The organism is Alloacidobacterium dinghuense (assembly GCF_014274465.1).
In the GTDB taxonomy this organism is placed as follows: domain Bacteria; phylum Acidobacteriota; class Terriglobia; order Terriglobales; family Acidobacteriaceae; genus Alloacidobacterium; species Alloacidobacterium dinghuense.
In genome coordinates, this window is the sequence record NZ_CP060394.1 from 2,473,839 (window position 1) to 2,488,758 (window position 14,920).

The following is a 14,920-nucleotide window of genomic DNA, read 5'->3' on the forward strand; positions in this document are numbered from 1 at the left end:
GCATTCGAATGAACTATCTTGGATTTGCGTCGGGCTCTGCCTATCCAAAATCCGGACGGGCTGGGTGGTCGACAACTATAAGACGCCCATCCGTCAGAGCTTTGACGGAATGGCGGGTGTTCGCAGGCACAATGGCAACGATGCCAGGCCTCACAATCTCGGCTTTTCCGTCGATTGTCAATTCGAGTTCACCCTCGATCACTTCATAAACCTCTTCTTCCGGGTGGAAGTGCTCGTGAATTGTAGACCCAGCTGCGAACTCGTAGTGTGCTAATGTCATGTTGGGCGAGTGAACATAACGTCCCTTCCATCCCTGTAGCCGTTCGATGACCTTAAGTCTGTTGGTATCCACGAAGGGCATGAGAACTTCCTATCTTCGGTGCAACGCGCGAAGGACTAAGGAATTTAGCTCATTTACATTCTAGGCCACTCCCAGGAGAGTCGAATGCGATAACCAGAGGCTCTGCTCAGAGCTACGTCGTCGTATCCCAGTCACAACTTATCTGATAGCAGGGGCTTATCAAATACCGCTTTAAACAATATCGCTCCGGGTAGTTTCTTAGATCATCTCTTATGGTGTATTTCAAGATCGTATTTCTGGTCTTGAAGGAAGAAGGTCGCTATGCTTACCTCTTTAGCTCCGCTCTTTCTCTTGCCTGCGATTGCTGCCGCTATCGTCATCGTCACTCTGAGCGAGGATCATTTTCATTCGCACCATCATCACCACAGCTAACCGGACATTGCCCATCGCGCAATTGTGTCAGGAGGTTCGTTATGTTTCATACAATTATGGTTGCCTATGATGAATCACGAGAAGCCGCTCATGCCCTGGCGTCGGCCATCGAACTTGCTAAGCCTCTTGGAGCTGATTTGAAAATCGTCACAGTCGTCGAGGCTCTGCCTGCCTTTTACAATATCGCTGCGATCGTCTCCCCATCAGTAGTGGATGAGTCGCTCGAAGGGAAGCGCAGTCAGCTCAGAACTCTTCAACAAAACGCTGTAAAGAGAGCGACGGCGGCCGACGTTAACGCGGACGCAATTCTGGTCGATGGAGGAGAAGTATCCGGGATCGTTCGAGCTGCTCAACGTGAGCATGCAGATCTCCTGGTCATCGGCCTGGCAAAACATCACAAGTTCGGAGCGTTCAATTCCACGGCGCACGACGTAGCGGACCATACCCCTTGCCCTCTGCTCGAGATCAACGAGAGTCCTCCTCATTCGTCGGGTGTGGGTCAGAACCGGGCCCAGCAGCCATCCTCATGAAAGTCGTTGCTGGCCCACTTGCTCTCAGAGGCATTTCACGAGGTTCGCGAGGACCGGAGAACGATTGTCTTTCATCCACAGGAACGTCAGGCCCACCTGAATCCGGCTATCGCGTATCGGCCGAAGTATCACACCTCGACGGAGGAGAACCTGAACAGAGGCTGGAAGAATCGAAATGCCGAATCGAGCGGAAACCAGGCCGAGAGCTGTCTGCACTGTGGTGATTTCCTGGACTCTCTTTGGCTGAAAGCCCGCGTCGGCGCATTCCGTCATGACGGCGTGACGCAAAACCTCTGCCGCCGAATTCGATGACAATATAAAGGCCTCTTGCGGGAGTTCTGCAATGGCGACAGAGTCCTTTGCGGCAAGCGGGTGGTCCTCAGGCAAAGCGATCACGAGGGATTCAGGCTCGAGTTCACGGTAAGCGAAGCCCGCATCGGGCAATGCGTAAACAAGGCCAATATCGATCTCCCCGCTCCTTAATGCGCGTTTCTGGGCTGTGCTGCCTGATTCAATCAGAGTTACTTCGACCTCTGGAAACTCTGTGCGAAAGTTCTGAAGAAGATTTGGTACGACAGAGAGACCTGCAGTGCTTTGGAACCCAAGAACGATTTTCCCCACCTCGCCACGTGCGGCGCGCTGGGCGCTCTTCTGGGCATGGTCGAACTGACGAAGACTCTGCTCCGCCTCAGCGAGAAAGATCTGGCCGGCTTCTGTCAGACGGAGATGACGGCTCTCGCGATGAAAGAGTTCGACCCCCAGCTCGCTCTCGAGCTGCTGAATGTTCTGAGTAAGTGCAGGCTGGGCAATGTGAAGACGCTCCGCTGCTCTTCTAACATGCAAAGATCTGGCTACTTCGATGAAGTACCGTAGATGACGATTCTCCAGCATTCGTTTATCACTTGGCCGATCAGGAAATTATCGTAGATTTGATGTCATGGAAGATCAAGTTCCAGAGACGCCAATACGGGAATTCTTTTGATCGAGAGGCGAGACATTTGCAAGGTATTATAGCGATGAGTTTTTCTAGCCTGCGCAACAAGGGATGTCTACTTACCAACTGCGCTCTGTCCGGCGGCAATTCTCGCGATGGCTTCAGGGGAGAATGTGTGCTTCTTTTTTGGCGCGTTGCTCACAGAACTTCCCGATCCGCGCTTGGGGCAGTCCCGTTCAATTTAGTGTATTCTTGCGATTTTGTTACTGGAGAAATAGCCTTCGGTATGATGGATTGACAACGAAGGAGTAAAGCTTGATCGCAGTCGTGACCGGAGCAAGTCGAGGCGCGGAGGTCGATTTCCTTCCGGCGAGACGTAAGCAGGTTACAGGCGACGTTCTTCGGGACCCCGCCAGTGGCTCGCTCATCGAAGGGTCGTCTATAGGTCTCCCGACGCGTGATGAACAGTGACTTGCGCTTCATGTGTATGCTCATCGCAGAAATGATTCGGTTCCCCATCAGCGTCACCTTCACCCACTTGGGGTTTGACGTTAGTTCCCAATGCTCGTCGCGTACGAGCCAAGTGGCTGACTTTTCGCAGATATCGCACCTGCGAAACTGGAAATCGGATTCAAGTGCCTTCATTCCATTTGCCACGGCTTGAGCCTTGCTCAATTTACCCACACCTTGCCTCCGCCTCTATTGCCATACCCCGCTGGTCTTCCTCACGATTAACAGCGCCCAGGTATTTATGCGGCCATGCATAAACTCATACTCGCAACTGCTTGCACGCGTGTCCTATATCGTGCAAATGGCACCGAGATGCCCATTCACCCCACGGTGTAAGCCATCGCTAGGCGCACTGTACACAACGATAACTGTGTTCGACGGATCTCAGTACAGTTCGTTTCGTGTTGTCACGATTTTCGCAAATAGATCAAGATCAAAAGCTTCAGCAGCAGGCTAGCTAACCGGGCGAACAGTGCGATGCAGATGATGGACACTAGTCCGCTGCCTAACATAGTGAAGAGACTGACGCAGATGCTTGGAATCGTGCCGGCGCCGTCATCAGCACACTTGAATCTGGACCATTTTCCTGAATTGCCGACGTTATCTCTGTAAGTGCGACGGACTCTGCCTTCTTGTTTTTCCTGCACGAGGAATTCCTCCCGCCAAAGTTATGCCGTGATAGGTAGCCGATTGTTATTTGCGCGAGAATCGCGTGTCGCGGTTGATTAGTCGGGTGAGGATCGCATACAGGAGCCTCACCGAGATTCCGCACTTCAAGACGCCGATGATGCTCACCAATGGCCCAAGTGTGGGCCAGCTCGATAGAGGCGTACGTCACTGCAGCCAACGGTTGCCTGACCAACCATCCGTGGCTGAGCCCTGGTGGCAGAACATTCGCGTCATTGCGCAACAGTCTTAGCGGCTGAGCCAGCATTGGATTTCTTGCACATATGTACAACCGCGCCGCTCTTCTCAAAGCAAACCTCGTCCATTAACGTTTTCATCACGTAGATCCCGCGCCCGGAAGTGCGCAGCCGATTTTCCGGAGCGGTTGGATCGGGTAAAGTACCTGTGTTAAACCCTTGTCCCTCGTCCTGAACCGTGATCGAGACTTCGCCCTCCGCAGTGCAACGGCATGTTACGTAAACGCGCTTGTGAGGGTCCGCGCAGTTGCCGTGAACCACGGCATTCTCCAGTGCCTCGATTAACGCCATCTCAATGTCCGTTTCGCTCCCGTCCTTATTTCGAGACTTTGTGATGAAGGACATGAGTTGGTCTACGAATGGCGAGATAATATGGATTTGACTCGGCAAGGACTGACGCAACTCAACAAAGAAAAGATCATCAGATGTGCAAGGTAGAAGAGAGTGTGCGTGTGTTTGAGCCATATCTTCCAACTCCATTGGAACTTGCAGCCTTTACTTCCACCCTCCGCCAAGCGCCTTATAAAGCTGCACCAGGCTTTGGTATTCGTTGTTGCGTGCCTGTGCCAGGGTGAGTTCGGCATCGAATAAAGATCGCTGGCTATCGAGCACATCGATATAATTCGTGGTCCCACCTCTGTAGCGCATGAGTGACACGTCGACTGACTCCCGAAGATCCTTTACGGTCTGCTCCTGGCGCTCACGGACCGCATGGTATTTGTCATAGCCAATCAAAGCGTCAGAGACATCGCCGAAGGCGCGCTGAATGGTCTGCTGGTAGCTGATCAATGCTTGCCGGTCTTCCGACTTGGCGTAGCGCAGATTGTTGCGCAGGTACCCGCCTGTGAAGAGCGGTTGCGATAAGGTCGCCGCGTAACTTCCTACTCCGGGAGGGGCGGGGATATTCGACCCATTAAACTGGCTATGTCCAAATGCCGCGCCTCCGGAGCCGAGAAGCGATATCTGCGGGAAGAACATCGCTTTGGCCACACCGATGTTCGCGTTTGCTGCAACCAGGTTCTGCTCTGCCTCACGAATATCGGGTCTGCGTTCGAGCAGTGATGATGGTAGCCCCGAAGGTAGTTGCGGAGGCAAATTCTCGCTCCACGTCCAACCGCTTGGCGTCTCGATTCCAAGGGGCATACCACGGGGAACATTGTCCGGATATTTTCCCAGGAGTATGTTAATCGCGTCCTCGGTCTGACCAATCTGCCGTTCCAGGTCCGGGATCTGCGCATTCGCGGTATCCAGTACTTGCCGGGCCTGAAGCACATCAAGTTTTGTGCCCACGCCGTGCTGGAGGCGCAGCTCGGTGAGCCGAACAGAATCCTCCTGGGTTCGCACTGTCTCTTTTGCGATCTGAAGCTGCAGATCGAGGTCGCGAAGCAGAAAGTAATCGCTTGCCACATCACTCACGAGCGTCAGAGTTACTGTCTGCTGCGCGTCTTGAGTAGCCAGCATTTGAGCCCGGGCCGCTTCGGTGGCGCGGCGATAGCGCCCGAAGAAATCCACCTGAAAGATCGCGTCGGCGGAAAGCGAGAAAATGTTGGACTTAATGTTCTGGTCGGTCTTTCCGCCGCTGAAACTCGGGTCGACTGAGACCTGCGGAAACTCATTCGATCGAGTAATGCCGACCTGCGCTCTCGCTGCGTTGACGCGCTCGACCGCGAGTTGCAGATCGTAGTTCTGCTTCAGCGCCGTGCGGATCAGATCCTGCAATTGAGGATCATTGAACACCTGCCACCAAGGCAGATCGGCGAAAGGTGCAGCTTGCGCTTGGGCCTGCTGCGATTCGTCGGGCGCACGGAACGAGGTTGGAGTCTGCACGGATGGCCGATGATAATTAGGCCCGACGGTGCAGCCTGAAAGCATGAGCGCCGACAACGTGACAAACAGCGTAGCTTTTGCGCCTAAACTGTTTTTCGATCCGTTACGCATTTTGTTCATCCTCCGTGATCGCATGCTGCTTAGGCTCTGCAGTGACGAGACGGTCCCGGGCTGCCGCGGACCACCGCTCCACCAGGTAGAAAATCGCTGGGACTGTGAATATGCCGAGCACGCTTGCGGCCATCATGCCTCCAATGACTGTGGTGCCCATGATCTGGCGGGCGACCGAGCCTGCGCCGGATGCGGTCCAAAGGGGAATACATCCAAGAATGAAAGCGAAGGATGTCATCATGATGGGTCGCAAGCGAAGCCGTGCGCCTTCGAGCGCCGCATCCATCAACGGTTTGCCCTGGTCGTACTGCTCCTTCGCAAACTCCACGATCAGAATCGCGTTCTTGGCTGCCAAACCAATGAGCATCACTAGCCCGATCTGCGCATAGACATCGTTTTCCATCTGGAGCATATATGGCGGTACGAAGAGGCCGAGTACGACACGGCGTAGCCATAGCACGCCAAAGGCACCGAAGACCGCTACCGGCGTGCTGAGCAGAACGCTGAATGGCAGCGACCAACTTTCATAGAGCGCCGCAAGAATCAGGAAGACGAAGAGCAGCGAGAATCCGAAGATCACCGAAGACGGTACTCCCTCTCGCGCCTTCTGCTCCTGGTACGACATGCCCATGTAGTCGAAGCCCATTTCTTTGGGCATGGTCTGCTTGAAGACATCTTCCAGGGCCGCCGTTGCCTGGTCAGAGCTGTAACCGGGCGCGGCGCTGGCGTTGATCTGCGCTGACCGGTACTCGTTATAGCGCATCGTGAATTCGGGGCCTGAGCGGGTGTCGAAACTTGCCAGTGCGGATAGCGGCACTGCCTCGCCCTGGTTGTTCCGCACATAGAACTGCCCAAGGTCTTCGGTATTTGACCGGTAGGGCGCTTCGGACTCGATGTACACCTGCCAGGTTCGGCCGAACTGGTTGTAGTAATTGACAAACAGGCCGCCCATGTTTGCCTGAATAGTGTTGTAAACATCCGTCAAGGCAACGCCCTGTTTCAGCACCTTCTCTTTGTCCACCTGGATGAACTTTTGCGGCACGCTCGGTATGAATGTGGTGAAGATCGTGCCAATCTCAGGGCGCTTGCGAGCGGCCGCCAGGAATTTAGCGAGGTTGTCGGTAAGAAATGGGACATCCCTGCCGGCGCGGTCTTCGAGGACAAACGTTACTCCGCCGGCGGTGCCGACTCCCGGTATCGCCGGCGGTGAGAAACTGAAGACCGTTCCGGCGGGCAATTGCCTGAGCTCCTGATTCAAACCCGCCTTGATGGCTTGATATTGTTCGATCCGGCTTTTGCGCTCATCCCAGGGCTTCAGAGTGACGAAAAAGAAAGCGTTGTAACTGGTCCGGACGGAACTGAGCAGGCTGTAGCCGATGACACTTGTGGTGTACTGGACGCCCGGGGTGTTCGCGAGAATATTCTCCACCTGTCTCGCCGCAGCGCTTGTGCGTTCCTGCGAGGCCGCATTGGGTAGCTGCATGTTGATGTAGAGGTACCCCTGATCCTCATCAGGCAAAAAGCTGGAGGGTACCCGACTGCCGAAGAAGATTCCGACCACGCCGCAAATCACCAGCAGCACCAGCACCATTGCACCCTTGCGAAGGAGCACGCCGGACCAGTGGACGTAGCCTCCCGTGGCGCGTTCGAACAGGCGATTGAACCAGTTGAAGAAACGCTGCAAAAGCCCATGGCTCTCTTTCTTTTGCCGCAACAGGAGGCTGGCCAGCGCCGGGCTGAGCGTCAGTGCGTTGAATGCGGACAGCACAACGGAGATGGCGATCGTCACGGCGAATTGCTGGTAGAGCCTTCCTGTAATGCCCGGAATGAACGCGGTCGGCACGAATACCGAAGCGAGAACCAGGGCGATTCCAATCACAGGCCCGGAGAGTTCGTCCATGGCTTTTCGAGCCGCGTCCTTGGGGTTCAAACCCTCCTCGATGTGGCGTTGAACACCCTCGACAACGACAATGGCGTCGTCCACCACCAGGCCGATAGCGAGTACCAGGCCGAACAGCGAAAGGGTGTTAATGGAGAAACCGAACAGCGGAAAGAGGACAAAGGTTCCAACCAGGGAGACAGGCACGGCCAACAATGGAATCAGCGTCGCGCGCCAATCCTGGAGGAAGAGATAGACCACGAGGATCACCAGCACAATTGCAATCAAGAGCGTCACAATGATCTCTTTAATGCCTTCTGTGACCGGGGCTGTCTGGTCGAGTGATACGACATAGTCGATATCCTGCGGAAAGCGCTGCTTCATCTGAGCCATGAGCTTGCGCACGCCCTGCACCGTTTGCACAGCGTTGGTTCCGGGCAACTGGTAGACGGCAATGACGGCAGCGGGCTTACCGTTCAGGCGACTGACCATGCTGTAGTCCTGTGTGCCCAGCTCGACGCGGGCCACGTCTTTCACGCGGACGATGCCACCATTTGGCGCTTCGCGCACGATAATGTTTCCAAACTCTTCCGGCGTCGTTAAGCGTCCTTGAGCCAGCACAGCATAGGTGAATTGCTGGTCTTTTGGAGCCGGTTCGCCTCCGACCTGACCCGCAGGGTTTACAGTGTTCTGCGCCTGGATCGCATTTTGAATGTCCGTGACAGTAATGCCGAGCTTCGCCAATTGGTCGGGCTTCACCCACAGCCTCATGGCATACTGCCCGGCACCGAAGATCGTGGTCTGGCCGACTCCGTACGAGCGTGCGGTTGGATCATTGAGATTGATATAGGCGTAATTCGCCAGATAGGCCGCATCGTGAGTGCCGTGCGGCGAATATAGGGCAATCAGCATGAGCGGCGCGTGGCTCGCCTTCTTAAGCGTGACTCCGTAGCTGTTCACCTGGGGCGGAAGCTGCCCGGTCGCCAGTTGCTCCCGCGACTGCGTGAGCAGCAGATCCGTGTTGGGATCAGTCTTGACATTGAAGTCGGAGAACAAGGTCGTTTGTTGATTGGCCGTGGCGTTTACGGAGTACATGTAGTCCATGTTGTCCACGCCGTTGACTTGCTGCTCGATGGGCGTGGCGACCGCGTCCTCCAGAGTCTTGGCGTCGGCGCCGGGATAGGTGGCTTGCAACGTGATCTCGGGCGGGGCGATGTTTGGAAACTGTGCCACCGGCAAGGTTGCGATTGTGACTCCGCCGACGATGACCATAAGAATTGCGATGACCATCGCCACGATGGGCCGTTTAATGAAGAACTTGGACATGATTTTTCATTCCTTTGAGGTTTGCGCAAGGCATTCAGCGCTTACTCGACATTGCCTTTGAATGGCTTGGTGCGTACCGACATTCCCGGGCGGAGATTCTGCTGGCCTTCGACGACCACGTGTTCGCCAGGTCTTAAGCCGTCCTGGATCACCCACATCGTTCCCGTCCGCTCTCCGACTTGAACCGGGCGGATGGCGACGTGGTTATCACTCCCCACAACAGAAACCAGATAGCTGCCCTGCTGCTCGTTAACGGCAGCCTGAGGGATCAATAAGGCATGTTGCTGCACTCGAACCACGGCACGGATCTTCCCGTACTGACCGGGACGCAGAACATTGCCGGGATTGGGGAAGAGGGCGGCTAGTTGGATGGCGCCTGTATTTTGGTTCACCTGCCGATCCGCGAAATAGAAATTACCCTCGTGCGAATAGGTGGTTCCGTCGGCCAGTATGAGCTGCAGTTTCCACTGGTCTGTGTTGGAATCTGAAAACCGCTTCTGTAACGCGAGATACTCCTGTTCGCTGACAGAGAAATAGTCTCTGATGGGATCGAGCGTCGAAACTGTAGTCAGTGGTCCGCTGCTGGTGCTGACCAAGTCACCTACCTGTGCCTGTGCAATACCGACGATGCCGTCAATCGGAGCAACGATGCGGGTGAAGCCGAGATTAATGCTGGCGGTTTCGACAGCGGCTTGGTCGGCCTGGATCTGAGCTTTTGCAGCAGCAATAGCTGCCTGAGCCGCCTGCACCTGGGCCTTATTGGCGAGGTTGGTCTGGTTTGCGTTATCAAAATCCTGTTTGCTTACCGCATCCGCCTTTGACAGAGGGCCGTACTTGTCCACATCAAGCTGGCTCCTGAGCTGGGTCGCCTCAGCCGTGGCGAGCTGCGCTTGATCCTGATCCAGTTGTGCTTGTGCCTGCGCTAACTGGCCCTTCACCTGGTCGAGTGCCGCCTGGAACGGGCGGGGATCAATCTCAAACAGGAGTTGTCCCTTCCGGGCGTACGATCCTTCCTTGTAATTGCGAGTGAGCAGATAGCCGGTGACCTGTGCTTTTACATCCGCATTCACCTGTCCGGTGAGAGTTCCGACCCATTCGCCGTAAACCGGAACGTCTTTCTGCTCGACGGGCGCCACTTCCACCACCGGCGGCGGAGACGCCTGCGTTCTGGGCTTCGCCGCCAGATGAGTGACAGACAGTATGAGGATGACCACCACTAGGCCGGCTGATCCCCAGGCCACATGTTTCAATTGCAGAATGGAATTGAATTTCATTTATTGTTTCTCCTTTGCCCCCTGAACGTTTGCGCGTGCTCTCCGAGCGAGTTGCCGCAAAATGAGTTTGGTGAACACACCGTGGCAGCGGAATTTGATTCCTTCGCTCAGCAACTCGAGCAGCACGTTCTCGCCCTCCAGGCTGATGGCGCTTAGATTGTTCATTTCGATAATCAGTTCGCGGCCGTCAAGGTCTGCTTTGGCCTTTTCGCACGCAGTCCGTAGCTCAGTGGCCCAGGGTGGAATGAGCTTGCCTTCTAAAAGCAGCCGGCGCTGGCTACGGCCGTCGCAGATGGATATCCTCAACACGCTGTCTTGTCCTTTACGTGTGTAATCAAGGCAAGGTGCATGCCAAACCCGCGAAGGCTGTAACTCGCTGGATTTCAGCGCCAGATTGAGAACGATGGGTGTCGAAAGTCGAATTGAGCGTTGAGACTGTCGAAGAAATTCAACAGCTAAATGAATAGGTGAGGATTAGGCCGGAATCGGTCGACACTCGGCTCTGGATAAGCGACGACTGTAACGTCAAGAGCACGCTATGGGGCTGCTCCTACTTAACACTCAATGTTTGAATGTTGAAACTGCCGATGTTAGAGGAATCGTTATATTGACAGGACGGAGATTGCCGCACTTACGTGTACAGTTGGGGATTGATGCCGAACTTTTTCATTCGAGACAGGAGGGTAGTGCGATTGATGCCCAACCGCGCGGCGGCTCCGTCAGGCCCACCGACACGCCCCTTGCTTTCCGCAAGCGCTCGCACAATGTCGTCTCGCTGTTTCCGACCACGCTCGTTACCAATGTTCAGAGCGCTAATTGTTTCTTTTACAATTCGCGCAATATCTTCCTGCCCCGTAGATTGCTGCGCCTTCACTGGTTCATCAACATGCGACTTGTGCAATTCACCAAGGGGCGCCTCAAGCGACTTGCCGCGCGTCAGGATCACGGCACGTTCGATGAAGTTTTCTAATTCGCGAATATTCCCCGGCCAGTCCCAAGCCGTCAGGGTTTTCATAACAGCAGTAGGAACAGCTTCGATCTTTTTCTGCATTTGATTCGCGAACTTCTGGACGAAATACCTGACCAGCAGGGGAATGTCCTCTTTGCGATGCCTTAGAGGCGGAATCCGAATAGGAAACACATTGAGCCGATAAAACAGATCGCTGCGAAACTCGCGCTCAGCAGTCATCTTTTCGAGATCCCGATTGGTCGCTGCCACCAGACGCACATTCACCTTTCGAGTATGAGTGCCGCCTAGCCGCTCAAATTCACGCTCTTGCAGGACACGCAGCAGCTTCGGCTGAATCTCAATCGGAATGTCACCCACCTCATCCAGAAACAGAGTGCCTTGATCCGCGAGTTCCAGTCGGCCACTCTTTTGACTGATGGCTCCTGTGAAGGCGCCCTTTTCATGGCCAAACAATTCGCTTTCAAGCAGCCCCGTCGGAATGGCAGCGCAGTTCAGCTTCACAAACGTGCGCTCTTTGCGACGGCTGCTGTCATGAATTGCGCGAGCGATTAGCTCCTTTCCAGTTCCAGTTTCGCCAAGCAACAGAACTGTAGAATCGCTCGGGGCAACCGTTTCGACCATTTGCAGAACGTGCTTTAACCCCGCGGTATTCCCAATAATCTCCTCAAAACCCCACTCGCTGCGGATTTCTTCTTCGAGATAGAGTTTTTCCTGGGAAAGCTTGTCTTTCAGTTCGGAAATTTCGCGATATGCCAAGGCATTTTCGATTGCGATGGCGATCTGTCCCGAAGCTCGGCTCAGGAAGTCGATATCATCCGATGTGAATGGAATCTCGGTTTTGCGTGAGATCGCCAGGATTCCGAGCGCTCTGCCACGATTTACAAGCGGAATGCCGCAAACGGCCTTTATGCCCTCCACAGCCGCGATCTCATACAGCTCAGACGCGACCTGGTCCCGCTCCAGAGCGTCTATCACTACTGGTTTCAAGGTGTCTAACGCCTGCTTAACGGCGGCGGCTGGCGTGAAAAGAAGCTCTTCCTTCATGACCCCCTTGCCGTGCGGAAAATCCATGGCAAATACGCTGAAGGTTTCCGAGGTTGGATCGGGCAGTGAAACGATTACGGCATCGGCGTGTATGACTTCGCGTATATTCGCGGCAATTGCGCGCACGACCTCCCGCAAGTCGAGGTTCGACGTGATTCGGGTAGTTAGATTTAGGAGTAGTTGAAGTCGCTCGTTCTGGCGTTCTAGTTGCGCTTGCGTGTTCATTTCTTTTGCAAACAGCTGGGCCTGTCTGAACAGAGTCTATCCGCGTGGACACGATCGATACCGCGTCAGAAGACCAAAACCAAAAACCACAATCCCACTAGAAGCAGTTTACGTTAACAGGCTTAACGCAAGACCACATCCTCCGTTGGCGCTAACAGGGAAACGCGCTCCATCCAGGCGCAGGGTAAGGCCAAGTACCCGGTGTTGAACTCAACTCAACACAACAATCTACATCACTGCCTGCGCAAAGCAGTGTCCTGAACTGATCCAGACGAGTCTTTGATTGCCTGACTCCGGCATTCCGGGACAATTTCCTCCTGTCTAAATCAGCAGGAGGTGAGCCATGCGACATGGAAGCGTAATTCAGACCGCCAAAACAAACGGGCCGGACGTCTGGCAGTTCCACTGATCGGAAAAGGACCTGAACGGCCGGCGAGTATATCGCAAGAGAGTGATCGGAACGGTTGAGCAGTACTCGGATGCGGACGCGGTGCGTCACTCCGCTGCCGGTCTTCTCGTGCAGGCCAATACAAGATCCACTCAGGATCGTTTCCGCGCAATCAAGATCGCCCAGCTTGTGAGCACTTTGAACAAAGGGAATTGAGAGCCGATAACAATTTCCGAAGCACTGCAACGCAGAAGACCTATCGTGGTTATCTTCGGCGATGGATAAAAGCCCGTTGGAGAACTCGCCGTCTCGATGACATCAAAGCGGTCGAAGTGGAGGCATGGCTGCGTCGCCAATGCTGTCGTGGATGGCAAGAGCTTCCTGGCAGTTCCTTTATGAGCCATTCTGGATGAGAACCCTGTTACGAGGAGTGATCCGAGACCCATTCCGCGGAGTCAAGGTGAGTCTCCGTTTTCCTTGACTCTTACCTATCATGGACGTCCCCAGTTCCCCCAGCAATGCGCAACCCTGAGTAATCTCAAGGGACGGGTTGCCGAACACTCAAGAAGGATAGTCCGCAGCACAGGAACGGCTTATCGGGTAGACGGAGAGGAATCAATCAGTTCGGTGTCGTCGTGCGCAGTGGCTAAAGAGGATGTCCAGACGCTTGAGGCGAACCCTGGCGTATCGCCTCGCGAAGCCATGTGTGCCGCGCGTCCGTAGTGAGCCTCGGATGCCACACCATCAAGAAATGAAATGGACGCAACCCTTGTGGCGCTTTACGAGCCGCAAAGTGGAATTCCTTTCCACCATTTCCCTCATGCCATTGGTCAGTGTGAGGATGAGTTCCGTGCCAGGAAGGCAACTAAGGGCCGCGCCAAAATAGAGCATACGAACAGAAGAGCGGCGCTTAACACCCAACCCGGCAAGCTGCTTGTCGGGGATGTTCTGCACGCTTAGGATAGTTGTGATAACAAGGTGCTCCGCATTCAGGTACTGCTTCAAGGTCAGGCGATCTCCAAACTTGCTCTGGCGCGCAACAGTGCAGATCCAGTCCTCACTGTAGAGCCTCTGCGAACTGAAGTGAGAGGGCAGTAAGCCGTCGTCAGGATGGAGAATGAGGTCAAGCTTTCCGCGCTCCAGCATGTCAACGGCATCAGCCTGCCATGGTAGGAAATCAAGTTCACCTTATAACGTTCGGTCGTATAACGCCGGCACAAGTGCGGCAGCAGCGCCACGCAAACATTATCCGCGCCAGAAATGCGGATCATGCCTGCGCCTCAATCTGATCCACGCACGTAGCTTGGCTACGCCTGCGCGTTAAAGCAAAATGCGTCGGCCTCGAACACCTTACGCGTTCCAACCGCCATCTATCGTCAGGTTTTCGCCGTTGATGAAAGCCGATTCCGGGCTCGCGAGGAAGGCAACCGCGGACGCAATCTCCTCCGGCCGGCCGAAGCGGCCTACGCTCATCAGCTTTTTCATCGTCTGGGCTGCCGGGCCATTGTCATCCGGGCTCAGCTCGGTATCGATCGCCCCCGGCTGCACGTTGTTGACGGTCACGCCTGTGGGGCCAAGCTCGCGCGAAAGTGCACGCGTGAAGCCCCGCACCGCAAACTTCGTGGCAACATACATCGTTACGCCAGGGAGTGCCGCTGCTTCACCATGGCAGGAACCAATGTTGATGATGCGGCCCCATCCTGTCTTGATCATGCGCGGAGCGATGTCTTTGGTCAGCGCGATCAGAGAGCGCACATTCAGATTGAAGTGCTTGTCGTAAGAGTCTTCGGCGGAATCGAGGAAGGGGCCAAAGACCACCGTGCCTGCACTGTTGACAAGGATGTCGAGGCGACCACCAAACTTGCCGCCGAACACCTTGTCGCGGCTCCGATGCCGCGCGACGATCCAGTGACAAGAGCAAGTTTATTTTCCAATGGCTTTGACATAACGACGAATTCTCCTTGTGAGTGGCTCGGTTCAAGCGCGGGGAGCATCCGTTGAATTTCACCGCACTACCAAACCAAGCTAGTGAATTAGATTGTCGAATGGTGGTATCGTTGCGCGGCAAAAACTCATCGACTGATTACCAATCGACATCAGTTGTTGACTTCTCTCTGGGCAGCCGGCTGATCTTCCCCTGGTATGTCGAGGCCTGCCTTATACAGACCGTCGAGGAAGGCGTTCGACCAGTTCCGGCTCGTAGACCCTTTCGAACTTCCGGCGCAGTTGTTGTGAGCGCGGATGAG

11 protein-coding genes are annotated in these 14,920 nt (G+C 54.9%); 1 reads left to right on the plus strand and 10 read right to left on the minus strand.

What is annotated here, in order from left to right; genetic code table 11:
• Positions 1 to 40: 40 nt before the first annotated feature.
• Positions 41 to 361, minus strand: coding sequence for a cupin domain-containing protein (locus H7849_RS10080; protein ID WP_186746190.1), 321 nt, complete (start codon positions 359 to 361; stop codon positions 41 to 43).
• Between the two features lie 413 nt (positions 362 to 774).
• Between H7849_RS10080 and H7849_RS10085 the strand changes: the two genes are divergently transcribed.
• Positions 775 to 1,263: a universal stress protein gene (locus tag H7849_RS10085; protein ID WP_186746192.1), complete on the plus strand. Its 489-nt coding sequence runs from the start codon at positions 775 to 777 to the stop codon at positions 1,261 to 1,263.
• A 24-nt stretch (positions 1,264 to 1,287) separates the two neighbouring features.
• Here H7849_RS10085 and H7849_RS10090 read toward each other — a convergent pair whose 3' ends face one another.
• The 9 genes from H7849_RS10090 to H7849_RS10130 all read right to left on the minus strand — a co-directional run bounded on the left by H7849_RS10090 (position 1,288) and on the right by H7849_RS10130 (position 14,549).
• Positions 1,288 to 2,154, minus strand: a complete 867-nt coding sequence (locus H7849_RS10090; RefSeq protein ID WP_285288944.1) for a LysR family transcriptional regulator — start codon at positions 2,152 to 2,154, stop codon at positions 1,288 to 1,290.
• Positions 2,155 to 3,606: 1,452 nt separating this feature from the next.
• Positions 3,607 to 3,975, minus strand: coding sequence for an ATP-binding protein (locus H7849_RS10095; protein WP_186746196.1), 369 nt, complete (start codon positions 3,973 to 3,975; stop codon positions 3,607 to 3,609).
• 150 nt (positions 3,976 to 4,125) lie between these two features.
• Positions 4,126 to 5,568, minus strand: a complete 1,443-nt coding sequence (locus H7849_RS10100) for an efflux transporter outer membrane subunit (protein WP_186746198.1) — start codon at positions 5,566 to 5,568, stop codon at positions 4,126 to 4,128.
• A complete protein-coding gene (locus tag H7849_RS10105) occupies positions 5,561 to 8,773 on the minus strand; it encodes an efflux RND transporter permease subunit (RefSeq protein ID WP_186746200.1) in 3,213 nt (1,070 codons plus the stop codon). The genes H7849_RS10100 and H7849_RS10105 overlap by 8 nt, the downstream gene beginning before the upstream one ends.
• Positions 8,774 to 8,814: 41 nt before the next feature.
• The gene (locus H7849_RS10110; RefSeq protein ID WP_186746202.1) at positions 8,815 to 10,047 is read right to left on the minus strand and encodes an efflux RND transporter periplasmic adaptor subunit; all 1,233 of its coding nucleotides are present in this window, start codon (positions 10,045 to 10,047) and stop codon (positions 8,815 to 8,817) included.
• Positions 10,048 to 10,356 (minus strand): hypothetical protein, encoded by a 309-nt coding sequence (locus tag H7849_RS10115; RefSeq protein WP_186746204.1) that lies wholly within the window; start codon positions 10,354 to 10,356, stop codon positions 10,048 to 10,050. It lies immediately after the preceding gene.
• Positions 10,357 to 10,678: 322 nt separating this feature from the next.
• Positions 10,679 to 12,286, minus strand: a complete 1,608-nt coding sequence (locus H7849_RS10120; RefSeq protein ID WP_186746206.1) for a sigma 54-interacting transcriptional regulator — start codon at positions 12,284 to 12,286, stop codon at positions 10,679 to 10,681.
• Between the two features lie 1,132 nt (positions 12,287 to 13,418).
• Positions 13,419 to 13,820: a type 2 periplasmic-binding domain-containing protein gene (locus tag H7849_RS10125; RefSeq protein ID WP_186746208.1), complete on the minus strand. Its 402-nt coding sequence runs from the start codon at positions 13,818 to 13,820 to the stop codon at positions 13,419 to 13,421.
• Positions 13,821 to 14,024: 204 nt separating this feature from the next.
• Positions 14,025 to 14,549: an SDR family NAD(P)-dependent oxidoreductase gene (locus H7849_RS10130; protein ID WP_251106729.1), complete on the minus strand. Its 525-nt coding sequence runs from the start codon at positions 14,547 to 14,549 to the stop codon at positions 14,025 to 14,027.
• Between the last annotated feature and the right edge of the window lie 371 nt (positions 14,550 to 14,920).